At 40.5% G+C, this 17,837-nt stretch carries 21 protein-coding genes; 15 read left to right on the forward strand and 6 right to left on the reverse strand.

Annotated elements, in window-relative coordinates; translation table 11 throughout:
- Window positions 1-8: 8 nt before the first annotated feature.
- Together ND6B_RS18590 and ND6B_RS18585 are read right to left on the reverse strand one after the other, a co-directional pair.
- Complete coding sequence (locus ND6B_RS18590) at window positions 9-530, reverse strand: EF-hand domain-containing protein (RefSeq protein WP_013464797.1); 522 nt, start codon at window positions 528-530, stop codon at window positions 9-11.
- A 203-nt stretch (window positions 531-733) separates the two neighbouring features.
- Window positions 734-1,165 (reverse strand): hypothetical protein, encoded by a 432-nt coding sequence (locus ND6B_RS18585; protein WP_013464796.1) that lies wholly within the window; start codon window positions 1,163-1,165, stop codon window positions 734-736.
- A gap of 240 nt (window positions 1,166-1,405) precedes the next feature.
- Between ND6B_RS18585 and xthA the strand changes: the two genes are divergently transcribed.
- From xthA to rlmA, 3 genes are read left to right on the forward strand one after another with little or no spacing between them, the layout of a single operon-like run.
- Window positions 1,406-2,212 carry an exodeoxyribonuclease III gene (gene xthA / locus ND6B_RS18580; protein WP_028835842.1) on the forward strand — a complete coding sequence of 269 codons (807 nt, stop codon included), beginning with the start codon at window positions 1,406-1,408 and terminating at the stop codon, window positions 2,210-2,212.
- A gap of 5 nt (window positions 2,213-2,217) precedes the next feature.
- Complete coding sequence (locus ND6B_RS18575) at window positions 2,218-2,865, forward strand: energy-coupling factor ABC transporter permease (RefSeq protein ID WP_033102502.1); 648 nt, start codon at window positions 2,218-2,220, stop codon at window positions 2,863-2,865.
- Window positions 2,862-3,665: a 23S rRNA (guanine(745)-N(1))-methyltransferase gene (gene rlmA, locus ND6B_RS18570; protein ID WP_033102503.1), complete on the forward strand. Its 804-nt coding sequence runs from the start codon at window positions 2,862-2,864 to the stop codon at window positions 3,663-3,665. The genes ND6B_RS18575 and rlmA overlap by 4 nt, the downstream gene beginning before the upstream one ends.
- Here rlmA and yfbV read toward each other — a convergent pair.
- On the reverse strand, window positions 3,649-4,095 hold the full coding sequence (yfbV, locus tag ND6B_RS18565; RefSeq protein WP_033102504.1) for a terminus macrodomain insulation protein YfbV: 447 nt from the start codon (window positions 4,093-4,095) through the stop codon (window positions 3,649-3,651). The genes rlmA and yfbV overlap by 17 nt on opposite strands.
- Window positions 4,096-4,348: 253 nt before the next feature.
- Between yfbV and ND6B_RS18560 the strand changes: the two genes are divergently transcribed.
- The 7 genes from ND6B_RS18560 (at window position 4,349) to ND6B_RS18530 (ending at window position 11,001) form a co-directional block, all read left to right on the forward strand.
- Window positions 4,349-5,563 (forward strand): acetate kinase, encoded by a 1,215-nt coding sequence (locus tag ND6B_RS18560; protein WP_013464791.1) that lies wholly within the window; start codon window positions 4,349-4,351, stop codon window positions 5,561-5,563.
- Between the two features lies 1 nt (window position 5,564).
- The gene (pta, locus tag ND6B_RS18555; RefSeq protein ID WP_013464790.1) at window positions 5,565-7,718 is read left to right on the forward strand and encodes a phosphate acetyltransferase; all 2,154 of its coding nucleotides are present in this window, start codon (window positions 5,565-5,567) and stop codon (window positions 7,716-7,718) included.
- Between the two features lie 221 nt (window positions 7,719-7,939).
- A complete protein-coding gene (locus ND6B_RS18550; protein WP_029609972.1) occupies window positions 7,940-8,326 on the forward strand; it encodes an ACT domain-containing protein in 387 nt (128 codons plus the stop codon).
- Window positions 8,327-8,329: 3 nt separating this feature from the next.
- The gene (locus ND6B_RS18545; RefSeq protein WP_016899914.1) at window positions 8,330-8,827 is read left to right on the forward strand and encodes a PTS glucose transporter subunit IIA; all 498 of its coding nucleotides are present in this window, start codon (window positions 8,330-8,332) and stop codon (window positions 8,825-8,827) included.
- A gap of 4 nt (window positions 8,828-8,831) precedes the next feature.
- Window positions 8,832-9,176: an ArsC family reductase gene (locus tag ND6B_RS18540; protein ID WP_013464787.1), complete on the forward strand. Its 345-nt coding sequence runs from the start codon at window positions 8,832-8,834 to the stop codon at window positions 9,174-9,176.
- Window positions 9,176-10,306 carry a succinyl-diaminopimelate desuccinylase gene (gene dapE, locus ND6B_RS18535; RefSeq protein WP_033102505.1) on the forward strand — a complete coding sequence of 377 codons (1,131 nt, stop codon included), beginning with the start codon at window positions 9,176-9,178 and terminating at the stop codon, window positions 10,304-10,306. The genes ND6B_RS18540 and dapE overlap by 1 nt, the downstream gene beginning before the upstream one ends.
- On the forward strand, window positions 10,306-11,001 hold the full coding sequence (locus tag ND6B_RS18530; RefSeq protein WP_033102506.1) for a M15 family metallopeptidase: 696 nt from the start codon (window positions 10,306-10,308) through the stop codon (window positions 10,999-11,001). Before dapE ends, ND6B_RS18530 begins: the two co-directional genes overlap by 1 nt.
- On the opposite strand, the gene ND6B_RS18525 is transcribed toward ND6B_RS18530, so the two are convergent.
- A complete protein-coding gene (locus ND6B_RS18525) occupies window positions 10,988-11,863 on the reverse strand; it encodes a DMT family transporter (RefSeq protein WP_033102507.1) in 876 nt (291 codons plus the stop codon). The two genes, ND6B_RS18530 and ND6B_RS18525, sit on opposite strands and share 14 nt — an antisense overlap.
- 216 nt (window positions 11,864-12,079) lie before the next feature.
- Here ND6B_RS18525 and ND6B_RS18520 point away from each other — a divergent pair, with 216 nt between their 5' ends.
- The 4 genes from ND6B_RS18520 to ND6B_RS18505 are packed head-to-tail and all read left to right on the forward strand — an operon-like array spanning window position 12,080 to window position 14,991.
- Window positions 12,080-13,444, forward strand: coding sequence for a COG3014 family protein (locus ND6B_RS18520; RefSeq protein WP_033102508.1), 1,365 nt, complete (start codon window positions 12,080-12,082; stop codon window positions 13,442-13,444).
- Between the two features lie 8 nt (window positions 13,445-13,452).
- Window positions 13,453-13,878: a YcfL family protein gene (locus ND6B_RS18515; protein WP_033102509.1), complete on the forward strand. Its 426-nt coding sequence runs from the start codon at window positions 13,453-13,455 to the stop codon at window positions 13,876-13,878.
- Between the two features lie 11 nt (window positions 13,879-13,889).
- The gene (lpoB, locus tag ND6B_RS18510; RefSeq protein ID WP_051894383.1) at window positions 13,890-14,507 is read left to right on the forward strand and encodes a penicillin-binding protein activator LpoB; all 618 of its coding nucleotides are present in this window, start codon (window positions 13,890-13,892) and stop codon (window positions 14,505-14,507) included.
- Between the two features lie 16 nt (window positions 14,508-14,523).
- Complete coding sequence (locus ND6B_RS18505) at window positions 14,524-14,991, forward strand: glycine zipper 2TM domain-containing protein (protein ID WP_033102510.1); 468 nt, start codon at window positions 14,524-14,526, stop codon at window positions 14,989-14,991.
- A 98-nt stretch (window positions 14,992-15,089) separates the two neighbouring features.
- Here the strand turns inward: ND6B_RS18505 and ND6B_RS18500 are convergent, their stop codons facing one another.
- Together ND6B_RS18500 and ND6B_RS18495 are read right to left on the reverse strand one after the other, a co-directional pair.
- Entirely contained in the window at window positions 15,090-15,536 is a 447-nt protein-coding gene (locus ND6B_RS18500; RefSeq protein WP_008110031.1) for a DUF4826 family protein, read from the reverse strand.
- Window positions 15,537-15,655: 119 nt separating this feature from the next.
- Window positions 15,656-17,050 (reverse strand): M28 family peptidase, encoded by a 1,395-nt coding sequence (locus ND6B_RS18495; protein ID WP_033102511.1) that lies wholly within the window; start codon window positions 17,048-17,050, stop codon window positions 15,656-15,658.
- 280 nt (window positions 17,051-17,330) lie between these two features.
- On the opposite strand from ND6B_RS18495, the gene ND6B_RS18490 reads away from it, so the two are divergent.
- On the forward strand, window positions 17,331-17,786 hold the full coding sequence (locus tag ND6B_RS18490; protein WP_013464778.1) for a phosphate-starvation-inducible PsiE family protein: 456 nt from the start codon (window positions 17,331-17,333) through the stop codon (window positions 17,784-17,786).
- The last annotated feature ends 51 nt before the right edge of the window (window positions 17,787-17,837 follow it).

Below are 17,837 nucleotides of genomic sequence, written 5' to 3' on the forward strand. Positions count from 1 at the left end.
AATGTAATTTAGCTATTTTTAAATTGCTCAAGTGCATCGTCCTCTGCAACAGAATCACCATGTTTTTGGATATAGCTATTAAACTCTTTTTTACTTACTCGTTTATCTTTATTGCTGTCCATGTAACCAAAATGATTTGAAATATCATCATCGTCAGCTTCAGAAACTGAAATAAAGCCGTTGCTATCATTATCTAAGCTTTTAAAGTCATTTTCTATTTTATCAAACTTCGCAATATCAGCCTTAAATGCAGACTCACTCACTTCACTATCTGTAGCAACTTTCCCAGCATTTAGCTGCATATAAGCATCATATTCATTACGGCTTATTTGGTTATCCATATTTGTATCTATATTTGAAAAGTGCTGCCAAATACTATCATCGTCGGCTTCTGTTTTAGAAATAAAGCCATCGCTGTCGTTATCTAAGCTTGCAAAATCACTGTCGATTTTTTCTAAACCTTGATTTGAAGAACAAGCGGCTAAACTCAATGCGGCTAAAACAGTAGAAGCTATCGTTAATTTTTTCATCAGACGTATCCTTGTATTAATAAATTTCAAATCTAGTAATACAAATACGATGCCAAAAAAAATAAACCATTAAAATCAAAAAATTAACCAAGAACAACTTCTATTACGATATTTAATAATGCAATTTTTGCAAGCTACTCTGGTAATTTTTGCAAAAAAAAAAGCTCGGTAAGAACCGAGCTATTTATATCTAATACGGTAATTTAGATTGCAGCGTTTTGGTAACGCTTAACAAAATCAGTAACGCTTTGGCCATTACACTTTAATGAATTTAAGTTACCAATTTGCTTACGTACTGGTTGCAAGCCTTGCTTTAATGCAGTCATACATAACTGTGTTTCTTGGTGTGAATCTTTTGCAAATACTTCTACTTTAGACACAACTGATTGCGTTGCTGCTTCTTTTTTTGCAATGTCACGGATGTCTTGACCGTTACATAGGATACTTTTTGAATAACGCGATAAATATACACCGTGCTTTGCTGCCATTTTACGAGCAGCCGAAAACCCCTCATTGGCGCTTACTACACATAAGTTAGACTCTAATTTGTTGTCTTGGCTGTAATACGTATTGCTTTGCGCAGTAGCAGTTACAGAAACAAAAAGAGAGGCGGCTAAAAGTAATTGAGTTTTCATCAGGTAGTCCTATTTGAACGAGTTAAACAAACGATTTTTGCGCATTATATAGACAACTTTTAACATATCAATTGAATATTTTATTTATTTTATTATTTAATATTGCATTTACAATGTTTAAACATTAAGCAAAAATTGATCAACATTTGTGCAGCTATTTTCTCGTTTCAGTCATGTTATGTCGCTCCAAATACTGATACAATTTAGCTAACAATGAAAATAAATTTGAAGGTAAACTTTATGAAAGTGATTTCTTTTAATATCAATGGCCTGCGTGCTCGCCTACATCAGTTACAAGCTATTATTGATAAACACCAGCCAGATATTATTGGTCTTCAAGAGATAAAAGTGCACGATGAAGCATTTCCGCTAGACGATGTACAAAAAATGGGTTACCACGTTTATTTTCATGGACAAAAAGCGCATTACGGTGTGGCAATGTTATGCAAAAAAGAGCCTAAGTCGGTATTAAAAGGCTTTACCACCGACACAGATGAGTCGCAAAAGCGAATGATCAGCGTTACCGTAGAGCAAGAAAATGGCCGTGACCTGCATGTCATGAATGGCTACTTCCCGCAAGGCGATAACATCAACCACGAAACTAAATTCCCTTATAAACGTCAATTTTATCAAGACTTAATGACTCACCTAAATAGTCATTACACGCCTGATCAAGATGTAATTGTAATGGGCGATATTAATATCTCTCCAACCGATTTAGATATTGGTATTGGTGAGGTAAACGCAAAACGCTGGTTAAAAACCGGAAAATGTTCATTTCAACCCGTTGAGCGTGAATGGCTAGCAACGTTATTAAACTGGGGCTTTAAAGACACCTTTAGAGAGCAAAACCCAGAAACTAACGATCAATACTCGTGGTTTGACTACCGCTCTAAGGGTTTTGTTGATAATCGTGGACTAAGGATTGATGTGGTTTTGGCAACGCATGACTTAGCAGCTCGCTGTATCGACACCGGTATAGATTACGAATTACGTGCTATCGACAAGCCTTCAGATCATGCGCCTATTTGGTCTGAGTTTAATTAACGATTATGCTAAGCGTGCAATTACAGGCATTACTGTGGATTGGTGTTATTGCTATTGGCTTTTTAAGTGTTAATAAATCAACATACGCCAATTTATTTAATACGCCAGCTAGGCAAACCGGTGTGTTTGCCTGCGCGCTGGTGCTCGCTTTACTATGGCGTATAAAAGCCGGTATTTTACCTGGTCTTGATCTTCATATACTGGGCATTACTGCTGTAACGCTGATTTTAGGCTGGCGTCTGGCTATTTTAAGTTGTGTATTAGCAACAGCCCTGCTAACTGCTTTTGGACAAATAGCATTCGAGCTGATTGCGGTAAAATTACTAATAAGTGCGTTTATTCCAGTATTATTAAGCTACTTTGTATTTATGCTTTGTTACCACTACTTAGCGCGGCACTTTTTTATCTATATATTTGTTTGTAGCTTTTTAACGGCTGGTGTCGTTGCTTGCGTTAACATTATACTCGGGGGTGTTTTTTATTACGCAATTGGCGAATATAATTGGCATCAGCTAACAGAAAACTACATTTATCTCAGTCCTATTTTAGCGTTTCCTGAAGCAATGCTAAACGGTATGGCAATAACTGTTATGATCACCTATCGCCCGCACTGGGTAAAAACTTTTTTTGATAAGGACTATTTAGGCTCATGAGTCTTCATTACCATTGCCCTATTTGCAAACTTCCATCGGCACTTAATGAAAAAACATTACGCTGTGATAATAACCACAGCTTTGATTTTGCCAAAGAAGGCTATGTAAACTTACTCCCCGTGCAAAATAAAAACTCTAAACAGCCCGGTGACTCTTTAGAAATGGTACAAGCAAGGCGTTCTTTTTTAGAGCAAGGCCATTATGCATTTTTACAGACGGCCTTAGCTAATTTAGTCAAACCGCTCAATGCAAATATAGTGATTGATTTAGGGTGTGGCGAGGGATTTTACACCCATGCTATAGCAAATAACACGCAAGCTACTGTGTATGGTGTTGATATATCTAAGTCGGCGGTAAAATACGCAGCAAAACGATACAAACAATGTCAATTTAGCGTGGCATCAATAAGCCACGCGCCCTTTAATGATCACCTTGCTGATGTGTTAATTAGCGTGTTTGCCCCTTTGTTTGACGATGAACTTTCTCGCCTTGTTAAAGAGGATGGCTGTTTAGTGGTGGCAAGCCCTGGGCCTATGCACCTCAAAGAGTTGAAAAAATATATCTATAATACGGTAAATGAACATACTGAAGTTGCTACGCCAACAGGCTTTAAACAATCATCGCAACAGCTCATTACAGAGCAAGTGTCACTCACATTTAGCGACGTAAGAAATTTAATAATGATGACACCCTTTGCATGGAAGTTCAGACCCGAGCATTGGCAGGCACTTGAACAAAAACAGCATCATAAGGTTACCTTGTCATTTTATATTAGCCAGTTTGTTAAAACTGCTCTTTAGTAAAGGTTTTATCCATTTTATCAAACATGTCTTTTAACAATTCAGCAAGCTCCAAATAGCGGGGCTTGTTTTTCCCCATTTGTGCGTCGTAACCGTTGGCGATCATTTTTGCAAACAACTCGTTGTACCATTGCAGCATAGCGGGTTCTAATTCTGTTTGCGCACGTTTACCTAGCCATAAAAGCCCTTGTAACGGCAAGGAGATAAAAAATAGACTACTGGCAATAGCTTGAGGTAAAAAATCAGGGCCTAAATAATTAAGCTGAAAAAACAAAGTTAGCATGGCTAAAATAGGCATTACTGTAATCGCAAGCTCGGTTGCTTTGATCACTTTAAACTCGGCAAATAATGGCGCGACCTCTTTACGCATAGGCCATGTTTTAGCATAAGCGCGCCCTAATTGAACTTGTGATATCACACTTTTTTGCATTATAAATCCTCACAATCACGGCATTTAACACTTGTAAAAGCACCTTGCTTATAAAAGTGTAACACAACTCTCACTTTATCGGTAAAAATGCTTAATTTCATTAGTAAAACTCACAAAAAGCATAAATTATTAAAAGAATTCCACAAAGCCCTTTTAATAAAGTCAACTACACTTTAGTCTATACCCATTTAAGCCTACAATGCTTATATATCAACCAAGTGTACTGATTAATATTTAAATGGAAAATGAATCTATGCCAACTCTCCCAAAAAAACCAAACCATGTTTTGGTACTTAATTGTGGAAGCTCAAGTTTAAAGTTTGCAATTATTGATGCAAACACAGGAAAAGACATTATTTCAGGTTTAGCTGAGCGCCTAGGTGCAGATGCTCCCTCAATAAAATATAAATTTAAGGGAGAAAAGACCACCATTAAACTTGCTGCTAATCAGGCACACGCGCATGCCATTGATACGCTGGTTGATTTAATAAAAGATCACAATCTTGATGAGCAACTAGTTGCTGTTGGTCATCGTGTTGTGCATGGTGGTGAGCATTTTACCCAATCAGTATTAATTGACGAACGCGTTATTGCAGGTATCACGCAAGCAGCCACGCTAGCACCTTTGCATGGCCACGCTAACTTACTGGGTATTTCATCAGCGCAAGCATCATTTAAAAACTTACCGCAAGTAGCCGTGTTCGATACGGCATTTCATCAAACGATGGATGAAGTCGCTTATCTTTATGCCCTTCCTTATCAGCTTTATAAAGACTTTGGTGTTAGGCGCTATGGTTTTCATGGCACCAGCCATTTTTATGTGGCAGGGCAAACTGCGAAGTTGTTGGCACTTCCCATTGAAAACAGTAACTTTATTAGCGCTCACTTAGGCAACGGCTGTTCAGTGTGTGCGATTAAAAATGGCAAAAGTGTTGATACCAGTATGGGGTTGACCCCGCTTGAAGGGCTTGTTATGGGTACGCGCTGTGGCGACATTGATCCGGGCCTATTTAACTTTTTAACCACGCAACTCGATTACACTGCTCAGCAAATTGATGACTTACTCAATCAAAAAAGTGGTTTATTAGGCATAAGCGAGTTGTCTAACGATTGTCGCACCATAGAAGAAGCCGCTATTGCAGGCAACCAGCAAGCTATGCTGGCACTTAATATGTTTTGTTACCGCCTCGCAAAACAAATAGCCGCTTACATGGTTCCGCTGCAACAGCTAGACGCAGTTATTTTTACCGGCGGTATTGGCGAAAATTCCGATATTATCCGTGATAAAGTACTTAAACAATTGGCCTTTTTAGGTATTAATTTAGACCCACAAGCAAACCTTGATGCACGTTTTGGCCAAGCTGGGTTAATTAGTACAGCTGATTCACGTAGCAAAGCGGTTGTTATGCCCACTAACGAAGAATGGGTGATCGCACTTGATGCCGCAAACATCACCAAGGAGTTATAATATGGCTCGTCGTATTATGTTGATCCCCGTTTCTACTGGGGTTGGTTTAACCTCAGTATCGGTGGGTTTGGTAAGGGCGCTGGAACAAAAAACTGTTAAAGTTAATTTTTTTAAACCTATAGCCCAACCACGCGCGGGTGAAACAGGCCCAGAAAAGTCAACACAAATTGTTACCCAAGGCTCACCTATTGATCCACCCACGTCATTTGCGCTGGATTACGCCGAGCAAATGATTGGCGATGGCAAAGGCGATGACCTGCTAGAAGAAATTGTAGAGCGTTTTCAAAGTAAAATTAACGATGATGAAGTGGCTATTATTGAAGGCATGGTGCCTACTCGTCGCCAACCGTATGCGGGGAGAGTTAATCGCGAAATCGCACAAACTTTAGGGGCGGATATCGTTTTTGTACTTACCCCTGGCAATTACAACATTACTCAAATTGAAGACCGACTTGAAATAGCCGCTGGCAACTATGGTGGCATTGACCACCCTCGCGTGCTTGGCTGTATTTTTAATAAAGTAAACGCCCCCCTTGATGAGGAAGGTCGAGCTCGCGCCGATTTAGTCGATACCTATAAGCCAGAAGCGCTTGATAACGAATTAAACCGCTTAGCTTCTTTACCTATTTTTAGAAAAAACCCGTTTATGTTACTCGGCGCTATTCCGTGGGATTTTGAACTGGTTGCCCCACGTGTTAAAGATTTAAGTGCCTATTTAAAAGCCACTATTATCAACGAAGGCGATATGGTGCACCGCCGACTCAGACGAATTACATTTTGTGCCCGCACGGTATCAAATATTCTAAATTATTTTACGCCAGGTGCGTTATTGGTAACCCCTGGCGATCGCTCAGATATACTCGTTGCAGCTTGCTTATCGGCCATGAATGGCACAAAACTAGGTGCAATTTTACTTACCGGTGGTTTTGAGCCTGAGCCGCGTATTATGGCGCTATGTGAACAAGCTATGCAAACTGGCCTACCAATTTTGGCAACCGAAGGCGATACCTGGCGCACTTCTTTATTGCTGCATAACTTTAACCTAGAAGTGCCTAGCGACGATGAACAACGCATTGAAAAAGTAAAAGATCATAACGCTGCACATATCGATTCTGATTGGCTGGACACATTAGCAAAAAGTGTGGGAAAAACCCGCAAGTTATCCCCGCCGGCCTTTAGGTATTTATTAACCGATAAAGCACGTAAAGCGGATAAAACGATTGTACTGCCTGAGGGTAACGAGCCTCGTACCATTAAAGCCGCTGCTATTTGTGGCCAGCGCGGCATTGCTAAAACAATTTTACTTGGCGATCGCGATGAAATATTTCGAATCGCGGAGCAACAAGGGATTGAACTGAACGAGCATGTGACTGTAATAGAGCCAACTAGTATTATTAATGACTACGTAGCACCTATGGTTGAGATTCGTAAAAACAAAGGCTTAACTGACGTTATTGCAAAGGAACAACTGCAAGATAACGTGGTACTGGGCACCATGATGCTAGAGCAAGGAAAAGTAGATGGGCTGGTTTCAGGGGCAGTCAATACCACGGCTAATACTATTCGCCCGCCTTTACAGTTGATTAAAACCGCACCAGGTTCATCATTAGTCTCGTCGGTATTTTTTATGTTGCTTCCTGATCAAGTGCTTGTTTATGGTGACTGTGCTATTAACCCTGATCCTAATGCTGAACAACTAGCCGACATTGCAATTCAATCTGCCGATTCTGCTGCCGCATTTGGCATAGAACCTCGTGTAGCAATGATAAGTTACAGCACGGGTAATTCGGGCAGTGGCGCTGATGTAGAAAAAGTCCGCGAAGCAACAAAAATTGCCCAACAAAAGCGTCCTGATCTCATTATCGATGGGCCATTGCAATACGATGCGGCCATTATGGAAAGTGTAGCTATTAAAAAAGCGCCAGATAGCCCGGTTGCCGGTAAAGCAACCGTGTTTATTTTCCCTGATTTAAATACGGGTAATACCACCTACAAAGCAGTGCAACGAAGTGCCGATTTGATCAGTATTGGTCCTATGTTACAAGGGATGCGCAAACCTGTTAACGACTTAAGCCGTGGCGCATTAGTTGACGATATTGTGTATACCATTGCTTTAACAGCCATTCAGGCGGCGCAAGTAGAAGCGCTTAATTAAGGCCTATAATTAACTTGCCCTTTTTATAGCCTAGCCATTTTTTATTTAATAATTAACTGGTTAGGCTATTTATACCTCACAACCCCCAAGCTTATCCACAGAAATTGTGGACAATTATTTTTTAGCTAATAAAAATATAGCACAGCCTAAATTTGAGCCTTTAATTTAGCTTCAATACTCTATACTATAAAGCTATTATTTTGCTGCTGGCGATACGTTTAATGTCAAAACAAACATTACAATTACACAGCACCGTGTTATCTATTCATAGTTTAGCCCTTGATGCTGACATACCGCCTGCGCTGTTAAAGCAACCGTTATTTTTTATCTCAAAAACGCATGATGAACTGTCAGTTGTTTGCCCTGTCGACTTTATTATTGATAGCCAAGATACTGAATCTAATTGGCAAGCACTGGAAGTGATAGGCCCTTTAGGATTTTCGTTAACTGGCATTATGGCAAATCTCTCAGGCGTATTAGCCAGAGCCGGCGTGTCCATTTTTTCGATATCGACCTACGATACCGACTATATTTTAGTAAAAAAACAAACGGTCACCAAAGCAATTACAGCCCTTAAAGCCGATGGCTACAACGTGGTAACTCAATAAATAATGAAATCTGAAGACGTTAGCTATTTAACTAAAAATAAAATTGGCCGAAACGCGATACAAATCACGAGCCCGTTCAGTGGTAAAGTGATGCCAATGGAAGAGCATCCACAACCCTTTTTTCGTTTTGGTACACTCGGCCCGGGTATTGTTGTTAGCTTATCGAGTCATAAAGTGTTATCACCCTTCAATGGCACCTTACTGCAAGTAAAAAGTGCCGGTTGTGAATTTATTTTAAAAGCCAACAACGGCTTAAAAGTATTAATAAACCTAGCGGTGCCCGATTCACAAACACTTACGCATACTCATATTGCTCAGCTTAACGGCAGCAAAATAACCAAAGGCCAACGCCTTGCCTATTTTGATTTACGTGAGCTCGACTCGCCTATTTTAGCCAGCCTCATAATTCTCAATGGCCATAATTTAGGCACTTTTCATTATTCTCACCCGCAAGTTAATGCCGGTGTAGATACCTTATTAACTATTATTAAAAAGAAGTAGATTTATGATCACTCTCTATGGCATTAGCAACTGCGATACAATTAAAAAAGCAAAAAAATACTTAAGCGATAACGACATTGCATTCACTTTCCACGACTATCGCAAAGACGGCGTTAATAACGACATGGTAAGCGACTTTGCAGAACATATTGATTGGGAACAATTGGTTAATAAGCGTGGCACAACGTACAGAGCGCTCACTGATGAGCAAAAACAAAGCTTGACTAAACAAACCGCTATAGATTTACTCGTTGAACAACCGGCGATGATCAAACGCCCTGTTCTTGTTAATAACGGGCAATATCACTTAGGCTTTAAAGCAGCACAATACGATGAGATTTTTAAATAATGACCCATCCAGTAATTACCCTAGCCCAAGCCTTAATTCAGCGAGAGTCGGTTACACCTGAAGATGCCGGGTGCCAACATATGATGAATGAACGCCTAAGCGCCATTGGCTTTGATATTGAATCGCTATTTTTTACCGATACCCTAAACACATGGGCACGTAAAGGGACCCAATCACCGCATTTTTGTTTTGCCGGTCATACTGATGTGGTGCCCACTGGGCCTGAAAAAAACTGGCAGCACCCGCCTTTTGCAGGCCTAATTGAAGACGGCTTATTGCATGGCCGTGGCGCTGCCGACATGAAAGGCTCATTAGCAGCGATGATTGTGGCAACCGAACGCTTTGTGACTAAGCATCCAGATCACAAAGGCTCCATTTCGTTTTTAATTACCTCAGATGAAGAAGGCCCGTTTATTAACGGCACTACCCGCGTTATTGATACTTTAGAGGAGCGCGGTGAAAAAATAGATATGTGCCTTGTAGGTGAACCCTCTTCTCGCGATGTACTCGGTGATGTGGTTAAAAATGGCCGCCGTGGTTCACTCACGGGGTTTTTAACTATAAAAGGCGTGCAAGGTCATGTGGCCTATCCACATTTAGCACAAAACCCAATTCATTTAGCCACGCCAGCTTTAACCGAGTTAAGCCAAACTGTGTGGGATATGGGTAATGACTTTTTTCCAGCCACCAGCTTTCAAATCTCTAATATTAATGGCGGTACGGGCGCAGGCAATGTGATCCCTGGGGAGCTAGAAGTACAATTTAATTTTAGATTTAGTACCGAAGTTACTCATCAACAACTACAACAAAAAGTAAATTCCATTTTACAAAAACACAATTTAAATTATGAACTCAATTGGATTGTGAATGGCTTGCCGTTTTTAACCGATCACGGCCCATTGGTTGATGCCACCGTAGCCGCCATTAAATCGGTAACGGGGTTAACCACTAACTTAGAAACAACAGGTGGCACCTCAGATGGTCGTTTTATCGCACAAACGGGTGCTAAAGTTATTGAATTAGGGCCACGTAATGCCACTATTCATAAAGTGGACGAGTGTGTTAGCACCGACGACCTAATTGCGCTGGCCGATATTTACGAACAAATATTAGAGCACCTGTTAACTTAATGACTGCAAATAAAGAACTCATACAATGCATCACTGGCCAAAGTGATGCACATTTAGTTGCCATACAAAATCACTTTTTGCATGCCGATATTGTAAATGACTTTATTGCACTGCAAACTGCGGCTGCATCAGCAGGCTTTGATTTATGTATTGCATCAAGTTTTCGGGATTTTAACCGTCAATCAGCTATTTGGAACGCTAAATTTTCCGCTAAGCGGCCGGTATTAAACAAAGCGCAGCAACACGTTGATATTAATTCGCTCAGTGATATTGATAAATGCATTGCCATTATGCTTTATTCTGCGCTACCGGGGGCGAGTCGCCATCATTTAGGGACTGATTTAGATATTTACGATAAAAGCGCAGTGAGTGACGATTATGTTTTGCAATTGAGCCCTAATGAATATCAGCAAGGTGGGCCTTTTGCTAAACTAAGCCAATGGCTAGACACTCATCTAGCAGAATTTGGATTTTATCGACCTTACCAGTATGACTTGGGCGGGGTAGCTCCTGAGCTTTGGCATATTAGCCACATAGCGCAATCAGCGCAGCTTATTCGTCACCTTACGCCAGAAGTGTTGCACGACTGCATTAAAAACAGTGATTTATTAGGTAAAGACGCTATTTTAACCCACTTACCTGCATTGTATGAACGCTTTGTGATCAATGTAAGTCCACCAGTTAAACAGTTTTAGTCTTTTTATTTAAAGTAAAAACTAATACCGCTAGTAAAATGATACTGCTGGGGAGCATAAATTGTACAGTTAATGTCTCTGATAAAAACACTGCCCCTGCAATAGCCGCCAAAACGGGTACGCATAACTGCACTATGGCTGCATGCGTGCTCTTTAATAGTGGCATAGCCACATACCAAATAATGTACCCTACGCCAGATGCGATGGCACCTGAGACTATTGCAAGTAACGCCCCTTCGATACGTATATTTTTAAGCTGGCTCATTCCCACCACAATTAAAATAGGTAGCACTAATAAACTACGAATAAAATTAAAGGCAGTGGCTCTTAGCGGCGACACACACGCCTTGCCACGAATACTGTAAATTCCCCACGCAATGCCACTTATACTCATTAATAATGCAGCCATCAGCGGTGGTGCTGTCTGTGAGGGCAGCATTAAGTAAACAAATGCCGCAAACGCCACTATAAATGCAAGCCATTGCACAGCACTTAAACGCTCTTGTTTATATATGCCCCAGCCAATCATTGTAAATTGCACCGCCGAGAATAAAATAAGCGCCCCCATGCCGGTATCAAGCTCGATATAAGCAACAGAAAAACACAGCGCATATATCAATAAGCTAGCACTGCTTCGCCAACTGCCAGTATCGTTAATAATAGGATTACTTAACTGCGCTTTTTTATTTAACTGCCTAGTATAGAGCAGCATAATAATGGTCAAACACACTGCCCCGCTCAGTAACCTAATAACGGTAAAATTCCACGCATCAATGTAGCCTTGCGCCAACGCTAACCGACATAATAACGAATTTGCAGCAAAGGCAACTAACGCGATAATAGTAAACAGTGTTGCTTTCAAATTAATTCCTAACGTATTGATAAATATGTACCGTATTTATATACCGATTAAATTAACGCCCAATGTTGTAAACGTTACCATGGTTATTTTTTAAATGATAAAGTTTTTATTAAGGGTTTTTGTTCTATGTTTATACACTACGCTTTTTTACAATCTTTCACACTTGTATTTATTGGCAGTATGTTAACCTTACAGAATAAATAAGAAGGAGTGCGCGTGCGTCACATTTTAATTTTTAGTCTTTGCTTTATTGTAAGTGGTTGCAGCACCATTGGCTTTGACGATCTCTTTAATGATTACGCCACTAATACCACCCCTATTAGACAAGCCATTACGAATAATGATATTGAGAGTGCACGCTCCTTAATAAGCAAAAACAGCAAAACACACAGTAATTATTTACTGAGCCAATTAGAACAAGGCCGTATCGCGGATTTAGCCAACAACCCCGATAACGCACTAGTTCATTTTGAAACTGTCTATCAACAAATGCAATCTAAGCGCCAAGCTGCAAAAATACAAGTAAGTGCTGGGCTTGAGCAAAGTAATGCGCTGTTAACCAACGACTCAGCTATTGGTTATACACCGCCCGCCTACGAAATGAGTATGTTGCATAGCTACAAAGCGCTCAATTATGTTTATAAACATGATATTGAAAGCGCCTTAGTTGAAATACGCCGTGCTAATAAAGTACAAGTTGATGAACTATTAAATAATCAAAGCGAATTTGATAATGCGGTTGCCCAAGCACAGCAACACTATCCCGATATGGATAACTTAATTCGCTCGGTCAAAAATGGCTTTCAAAATGCGTACACGTTTTATTTATCAGGGTTACTATATGAAACAGCAAAGCAAGGTGATGATGCCTACATAGACTATAAAAAAGCGCTCGAAATACAACCTAACAATCCGTATTTACAACACGATGTACTGCGTCTTGCTAAGCAGCAAGGTTTTGCTGATGACTATAACCAATTTAAACGCCAGTTTGGTGAAGTTAACACCTTAGAAAAAAACCAAGGCGAAGTGGTTATATTATTCGAACAAGGCCTGATACCAAAACAACACGAATTTAAATTACGATTACCCATTTATACTTCACAGGGAGACGCCCGCTTTTATAGTCTCGCCATGCCCATTTATATAAATAATGCTTATGTAAGCACCGTTAACAACGTCAAAATTAATGACCACGTATTATCACTAAGCCCGTTAGTACACTTAGAAGCACTGGCCGCTAAAACGCTAGAGCAGCAAGTTGCTGGGCGCGTATCGAGGCAAATATTGCGCTTAGTGGCAAAAGAAAAGCTGCGCGCTGAGCTTGCCCGTAGTGGCGGTGATGTGGGGAATATTTTAGCAAACTTATATAATCTTGCATCTGAGCAAGCCGATACCCGCAGCTGGCTTACCTTACCCAATCAAATTAGTCTTGCCCGCAGTGCAGTGACTGCAGGAGAACATACCTTAAATGTTGGCTCACAACCGCCAATAAATTTTACCGTTAGTAAGCAAAGGTTAACGTTAATCTACCTAACCTCTGTTAATAACTATTTTAACTCCCATGTAGTGCAACTTTAGGAGCCATCATGAAATACATACTCCCCATTATTGCGTTGTTTATGCTTAGTGCATGTAGCAATCGACCTGTAACCTCAGGCATTGGAGTTGAACAAACTACCAATGCCTACAAAGAGCAGCTCAATGTTAACAATCCACAGTTAGCAAAAAAGCTATTAATCAGTGATGTAAAAACTCGTCAAACAAATAACCTAACCGACGTGGTAGTCACCTTGGCAAGTACCTATAAAAAATCACAATATTTACAGTATCAATTTAACTGGTTTGATAAAGATGGCTTTGTAATTAAAGGCAACCACTCGCCGTGGCAAGCCCTCACATTATTTGGCTTTGCTAAAACTCAGCTTGCAGGACTCGCGCCTAGCCCTAATGCCGTTACTTTCTCTTTAGCTGTAAGAGAAGTGTCTACTGAAGCTCAAGAATTTAAAGATTAAAGGAAACCATGATGATCAATAAACAATTTAAATCACTCTCTGGCTATGCAATTTTAGGCTTAGCCGCACTAACACTAACAGGCTGTGCTAATAAAGCAGTCGTTAGTTATGGTGATGCCCAAGCCGTAGAAACCACAGATATAAACTTTGGCTCTACCGACCTACAAAAAGTAGCCTCGCAAATGACCGACTCACTGCTCAGTTCGCCAGTGGTTGGTACTATGACTGCCAATACACGCCCTGTGGTATTTGTTGAGCGTATTAAAAACAAAACCAGTGAACACATAGACACTGAGTCAATTACCGACTCAATTTCGACTCAATTACTTCGCAGTGGAAAATTTAGATTTGTTGATATGACTCGTGTAGAAGCGGTTCGTGAACAACTTACATTTCAAAATGAAGATGCACTGATCAATCCAAGCACTGCGGTGGCCTTTGGTAAACAAATTGGTGCGCAATATATGCTGTACGGTAACCTATCGAGCATTGTTAAATCCAATGCTGACAAAGCCGATGTGTACTACAAATTTACAATGCGCTTAATGGATATGCAAAGTGGCCTTGTTGAATGGGCTGACGAAACTGAAATTCGTAAAACCCGTGAAAAATCTACCTTTGGTTGGTAACTAACAGGAGCGAACCATGAAAAAGCTTAGCTTATTTTTATGCACTTTATTAATATTTAGTGCCCCCACTTTTGCCAAGTATGAACGCAATAAAGCCGTTCCTGTGCAGCAAGTACTATTTGGTAAAGTGAAGTCGGTGCGCAACATTACAGAGCAACAATTGGTTCACGATAAAAGTAACGGTTGGAAAACCTTTGGCGGTGCCTTACTAGGCGGTGTTATTGGTAACCAGTTTGGCGGCGGCAGTGGTCGCACGGTTGCAACTATTTTAGGATCAGTGATTGGTGGTAATGTTGCGCATAATCAGCAACAGACACAACGCTATGAAAACCTCCAATTAGTTGAACTGCTAATACAAGTAGAAAGTGGTGAACAATTTATGGTGGTACAAGACAGCGATCCCGCTATGCGTTTTCACCAAGGTGATAATGTACGCCTTATTTATTTAACTAATAACACAGTCCGCGTAGATAGCGCTTATTAGAGTCTATTTATGTTTCGAGCTTAATTCTGAAAGTTCCAACAAAAAACCTAACTTAGGTCGCTAAGTTAGGTTTTTTTAAATGTATTCACTTTTATTTATTAAGCGGGTTCTTTTGCCCAAAGCTGCTCGTTTTCATGCATTTCATATAAACCATGTGCACGGTTAATCAGTAAATTTGCAAAATCAGCTTGGGTTTTATCTCGCGCACCCGCGGTAATAATTTGATCGGCCTTTAACTGCCACTGCAGTGAAAAATAACGCATAGCATCGCGTGCATCTTTTGCTGCAGATGCTTCAGCGTGATCGGTTGGTAAACGACCGGTGATCACCCAGTAGCTTTTACCGTTTTGCGCTTTAAATTTCCATAGCGCGCATAAAGGCGCTAAAAAACGGCTTTCTTTTTCAAGCAATGTTTTGGGCATAATGCCTTTTTCAGCTAAATGTTTTTGCGCATTTTGAAAACATTCGCGCTGCCATTGAATTTCTTGTTGCTGAAGTTCAGCTTGCTGCTCTGGTGTTAATGGTTTTTGTTCTTGTTGCTGCATTTTAATAACCTTTTTACTTCTTTGTTTACACTTTAAGGGCATAACAAATAAGGCGCAAGCATAAATAGCGTGCTTAACACCTTATTCGCAGCTGTTTGCTGGGTTTTTAAGCAAACCGATTATTTTATGTTGTGATCAAACGACCCCACATCACCGGGGAACACCACTGGCGATTCAACACCCTGTTTATTAACGCTAGCAACGCCAAAATAGTAGTTATCAATAACCACATTTTTAAGCGTAAACTCGCTAACATTATCAACCCATTGGCTGTATTGCCATTGTGGCTCACTCGTATAGCGCCAGTAAATTTTGTAACCGGCAATATTTTTATCATCCGATGGTTGCCAAGAAAGTGTGGTACTGGCGCGTACGGCACCACTAATTTTCACTTCTTTCGGTGGCGCTGGTGCCCATGCCATTGACGCTAGGCTCACCGCATTCAATGACGTGAGTTTTGCGGCGTAATCAAAATCAACCCCATCGATGGTATCACCGTACACTATGCCATTTTCGGTGCGTAGGTCTTGATGTTGACGGTCGTAATGCTCGTTAGTTTCCATTATACGTACAGCCGCAAAGCCCGCATCATTAAATGGGCGATGATGCCCTCCTCGAGCAAATCGGTCGAGTCTGTATACCAGCATAGTGTCTAAATTTTCAATGTATTTATCGGCAATGGTGTCTATGTAACGCGCTAAATTACGACTCGCTGAGTCAACTTCGCCACCTGTAAAACGACGAGTACGTGCTTGCTCTTTGGTTTCAACCACTCGCGTCCCTTCAGAAAAAATACGTGCAGTGGTGTTATCGGTTACGCCATTAATACCGGTAATATTACCAATCATGTCGTTATTTAAAACACCATTAACCTGCCAATTATTTTTTTGCGCATAAGCGGTTAAAATTTTACCGCCAAATAAACCTTGCTCTTCACCTGAGAGCGCCGCGTAAACAACCGAGCCATTAAATGTATATTTCGATAAAACACGCGCTGCCTCAATAACACCGGCAACCCCTGAAGCGTTATCGTTTGCACCTGGCGCATCGCTGGTAAAATCCATTACATCACTAACGCGCGAGTCTATATCACCCGACATCATCACCATACGATTAGGCTCAGTACTGCCGCGCTGAATCGCAATTATGTTAACCACTTCTACAGGGTTAGGAATGCGCTTTTCTCCCGAAATGGTTTGTTTTACCTCTATTATTTCTAAGCAGCCACCACATTGTGCCGAAATCGCTTCAAATTCTTTTTTAATCCAACGCCTTGCCGCGCCAATACCACGTGTATCAGACTTAGTCTCTGATAGCGTATGTCGCGTACCAAAACCCACCAGCGTTTGAATATCACTCTCAATACGCTGCGCCGAAATTTCTTGTGCAATTTTATGCAATGATGCTTGTTGTGTAGACTCGCCAGCAAAGCTTGTAAGCGTTACAGAACTTAATGATGCCAACACACCATACTTTATAAGTCGATTAACTAACTTTAAACCTAAATAAGACATAGCATTTTTATCCTCATAATGAATGCCACCAACATGACAGCAGAAACCAATAACCGCAAACCTTTTGAGATAGACACTAAAAATCACACGCTTAATTACATATTATTAACACCTTGAATTTTACTTAGAATTTAACCCACACCAAACAAGTCCCCTGTTCAAGCACACTATTTTAATAAAAATAATCACTTATACTGTTTTGACCGTATATAGTGCTAAACATAATTAATCAGCTATCATTTTATAAAGGCTAATTTAATCAATAAGGTGCTGAAATAACATGAAGAAACACGAAGAATTACCAGAGGATCATGTTGATCCCCTGATGCAGTATTTACATCATGCTATTCGCTTTGCAATTAAAATACTGGCAGTGCTCATGGTGCTGGTTATTTTTTGGAGTATTGCTGATGTAGTGTATGTTTTATACATGCGGTTAAGTTCTCCGCCTTATTTTTTATTAAATATTGAAGACATTCTGCAAACCTTTGGTGCCTTTATGGTGGTGCTAATTGCGGTAGAAATATTTACTAACATTCGGTTATATTTGGGCTCAAGCTCGCTGCCCGTTGAACTTGTTATTGCTACCGCATTGATGGCTGTGGCGCGTAAAATTATTGTCCTCGATTTAAAATTAGTGACCTCAGAGCAAATTGTTGGCCTGGCGTTAGTTACCTTAGCACTGGGTATATCGTATTGGCTGGTAAAAAATAAAACCGGCCACACCAAGCTATAAACGGTTAACTCAACTTGAGTTAACCGACGCACACCTCATTCCCACTGCGCC

Origin of the sequence: Pseudoalteromonas sp. ND6B, from assembly GCF_000764215.1 — a bacterium.
Lineage (GTDB): Bacteria > Pseudomonadota > Gammaproteobacteria > Enterobacterales > Alteromonadaceae > Pseudoalteromonas > Pseudoalteromonas tetraodonis.

Excerpts from the sequence above, each read along its gene's own strand:
- ND6B_RS18590 (WP_013464797.1), bottom strand. The coding sequence starts at position 530 with ATGAAAAAATTAACGATAGCTTCTACTGTTTTAGCCGCATTGAGTTTA.
- ND6B_RS18585 (WP_013464796.1), bottom strand. The coding sequence starts at position 1,165 with ATGAAAACTCAATTACTTTTAGCCGCCTCTCTTTTTGTTTCTGTAACT.
- xthA (WP_028835842.1), top strand. The coding sequence starts at position 1,406 with ATGAAAGTGATTTCTTTTAATATCAATGGCCTGCGTGCTCGCCTACAT.
- ND6B_RS18575 (WP_033102502.1), top strand. The coding sequence starts at position 2,218 with ATGCTAAGCGTGCAATTACAGGCATTACTGTGGATTGGTGTTATTGCT.
- rlmA (WP_033102503.1), top strand. The coding sequence starts at position 2,862 with ATGAGTCTTCATTACCATTGCCCTATTTGCAAACTTCCATCGGCACTT.
- yfbV (WP_033102504.1), bottom strand. The coding sequence starts at position 4,095 with ATGCAAAAAAGTGTGATATCACAAGTTCAATTAGGGCGCGCTTATGCT.
- ND6B_RS18560 (WP_013464791.1), top strand. The coding sequence starts at position 4,349 with ATGCCAACTCTCCCAAAAAAACCAAACCATGTTTTGGTACTTAATTGT.
- pta (WP_013464790.1), top strand. The coding sequence starts at position 5,565 with ATGGCTCGTCGTATTATGTTGATCCCCGTTTCTACTGGGGTTGGTTTA.
- ND6B_RS18550 (WP_029609972.1), top strand. The coding sequence starts at position 7,940 with ATGTCAAAACAAACATTACAATTACACAGCACCGTGTTATCTATTCAT.
- ND6B_RS18545 (WP_016899914.1), top strand. The coding sequence starts at position 8,330 with ATGAAATCTGAAGACGTTAGCTATTTAACTAAAAATAAAATTGGCCGA.
- ND6B_RS18540 (WP_013464787.1), top strand. The coding sequence starts at position 8,832 with ATGATCACTCTCTATGGCATTAGCAACTGCGATACAATTAAAAAAGCA.
- dapE (WP_033102505.1), top strand. The coding sequence starts at position 9,176 with ATGACCCATCCAGTAATTACCCTAGCCCAAGCCTTAATTCAGCGAGAG.
- ND6B_RS18530 (WP_033102506.1), top strand. The coding sequence starts at position 10,306 with ATGACTGCAAATAAAGAACTCATACAATGCATCACTGGCCAAAGTGAT.
- ND6B_RS18515 (WP_033102509.1), top strand. The coding sequence starts at position 13,453 with ATGAAATACATACTCCCCATTATTGCGTTGTTTATGCTTAGTGCATGT.
- lpoB (WP_051894383.1), top strand. The coding sequence starts at position 13,890 with ATGATCAATAAACAATTTAAATCACTCTCTGGCTATGCAATTTTAGGC.
- ND6B_RS18505 (WP_033102510.1), top strand. The coding sequence starts at position 14,524 with ATGAAAAAGCTTAGCTTATTTTTATGCACTTTATTAATATTTAGTGCC.
- ND6B_RS18500 (WP_008110031.1), bottom strand. The coding sequence starts at position 15,536 with ATGCAGCAACAAGAACAAAAACCATTAACACCAGAGCAGCAAGCTGAA.
- ND6B_RS18495 (WP_033102511.1), bottom strand. The coding sequence starts at position 17,050 with ATGTCTTATTTAGGTTTAAAGTTAGTTAATCGACTTATAAAGTATGGT.
- ND6B_RS18490 (WP_013464778.1), top strand. The coding sequence starts at position 17,331 with ATGAAGAAACACGAAGAATTACCAGAGGATCATGTTGATCCCCTGATG.